The organism is Paracoccus acridae (genome assembly GCF_014642735.1).
In the GTDB taxonomy this organism is placed as follows: domain Bacteria; phylum Pseudomonadota; class Alphaproteobacteria; order Rhodobacterales; family Rhodobacteraceae; genus Paracoccus; species Paracoccus acridae.
In genome coordinates, this window is sequence record NZ_BMIV01000057.1 from 1 (window position 1) to 1,635 (window position 1,635).

A 1,635-nucleotide genomic window follows, 5' to 3' on the forward strand; every position below is an offset into this window, starting at 1 on the left:
TTATTCTGCCACTGGCGCAGATAGTGCCGTGTGATGTTCATGATGATAAATGCGAAGACGCGTCTTGGATGCGTTGTCCGGCGGATCGGCGGCCGGAATAGCCACAAGGGCTTGCACCGGGTCCATGCGATTGCGCGTCTCTTAACGAGCTTTGCCAAGACTGCCAAGCCGATCAAGGCGAGACGCCTTATCCGCCCTGCAGAGCGGCTTCTGTTCCCCGCGAACCTTTTTCCCCAGCTTGCATCCAATGACCATGGCCGGGCGGGTCCGGCCTGCCATCGAAAGGTCCCCACATGCACAGCTCCCTTCCCGTTCTCGCCGCCTCTGTCCTCCTTGGCGCCCTGCCCTTCCTGGCGGCTGCCCAGACGGTGCCTGACACCGCACCCCCTGACGCGCCCTTCCAGAAGGTCAGCGAACTGGTCACCCTGCCGGATTTCCTGCCCGGCCTCGGCACGCTTTATGTCGATCCTGCGACCCTGCCCGCCGGTCCCTTCCTAGGCTATGACCACGACGGCAAGCTGTCGGCCACGATCTACATGCCGCCGCTGGAGGATCTGGAGGGCGGCCAAGCCTTCGACGACCTTGCCCTTGGCCGCGACAGCGTCGCGTCGGTCGATATCTATCACAACGCCGGGCATCCGGGCGTGGAGAAGCCCCATGTCCATGTGGTGCTTTATCATGACGCGGACGCCAAGGCGCGGCTGGCGGAATGACCATGAACCGCCGAAAGGTGATGACCCGGGGGGCGGCGCTTCTCGGCACGGTCTGCCTGCGGGCTGGCCGTGCAAGTACCGCCGCGCCCCTGCTGGTCGAGATGAAGGGCAGCCCGCGCGGCGAGGCCGTCTGGTTCGTGCCGGTCGGGCTTGCCGTCGCCCCCGGCGCGACGATCCGCTTCGTGAACCGCGACCCGGGCAACAGCCATACGGCCACCACCTATCACCCCGCCATCCTGGACCGGCCGCAGCGCATTCCCGACGGGGCGCAGCCTTGGGACAGCGGCCTGTTGTTGCCCGGCGAGGAATACGAGGTCACGCTGACTGTGCCCGGCGTCCATGATCTTTATTGCCAGCCGCATGAACATGCCGGCATGGTGGCGCGGATTGTCGTGGGCCGTCCGGGCCAGGATAGCGGCTGGCAGGGTCCGGCCACCGATGCGGGCGACCTGCCCCGGGCGGCCCTGGCAGCCTTTCCGCCGGTCGATGCCATTCTTGCGCAAGGTGCCGTGATGCCCCCTCAAGGAAAGACGCCATGAGCAAACCCCAAGCAGCGACGTTTCCCGGCCCCGAGCGCCAGCTGTCCGAGACGGCCCTGGTGGCGGCCGCCCGGCAGCGAGACGAGGCGGCGGTGCGCGAACTGATCCGGCGGCTGAACGGCCGCCTGTTCCGCATCGCCCGCGGCCTGATGCCCAGCGACGCCGAGGCCGAGGAGGTCGTGCAGGACGCATACCTGGCCGCCTTCACCCATCTTGACGATTTTCGCGAGGCGGCGCGCTTCTCGACCTGGATCACCCGCATCGCGCTGAACTGCGCAGCCATGCGCCTGCGCAAGCAGCACGCGCAGCAGGAATACGACACGGTCGAGGAACCGGCGCTGCATGGCGCCGAGGTGGTGCTGTTTCCGGGCGCCGAAACCGAA

General features: G+C 67.0%; 3 protein-coding genes and 1 other annotated feature. All 3 genes read left to right on the top strand.

Annotation, left to right across the window (positions count from 1 at the left end; all coding sequences use genetic code 11):
• Nucleotides 1-71: 71 nt before the first annotated feature.
• Nucleotides 72-127, bottom strand: a sequence feature (sul1 is cis-regulatory element that is thought to sense ions involved in sulfur or methionine metabolism; They are found in Alphaproteobacteria).
• A 166-nt stretch (nt 128-293) separates the two neighbouring features.
• Nucleotides 294-713: a hypothetical protein gene (locus IEX25_RS19595; RefSeq protein ID WP_188717399.1), complete on the top strand. Its 420-nt coding sequence runs from the start codon at nt 294-296 to the stop codon at nt 711-713.
• 2 nt (nt 714-715) lie between these two features.
• Nucleotides 716-1,252: a cupredoxin domain-containing protein gene (locus IEX25_RS19600; RefSeq protein ID WP_229665518.1), complete on the top strand. Its 537-nt coding sequence runs from the start codon at nt 716-718 to the stop codon at nt 1,250-1,252.
• Nucleotides 1,249-1,635, top strand: a 387-nt coding sequence (locus IEX25_RS19605) for a sigma-70 family RNA polymerase sigma factor (RefSeq protein ID WP_188717402.1), incomplete at its 3' end; no start/stop codon positions are given. The genes IEX25_RS19600 and IEX25_RS19605, both read left to right, overlap by 4 nt.

What these genes read in the sequence shown, in the direction of transcription:
- IEX25_RS19595 (WP_188717399.1), top strand. Translation starts at nt 294, where the DNA reads ATGCACAGCTCCCTTCCCGTTCTCGCCGCCTCTGTCCTCCTTGGCGCC.
- IEX25_RS19600 (WP_229665518.1), top strand. Translation starts at nt 716, where the DNA reads ATGAACCGCCGAAAGGTGATGACCCGGGGGGCGGCGCTTCTCGGCACG.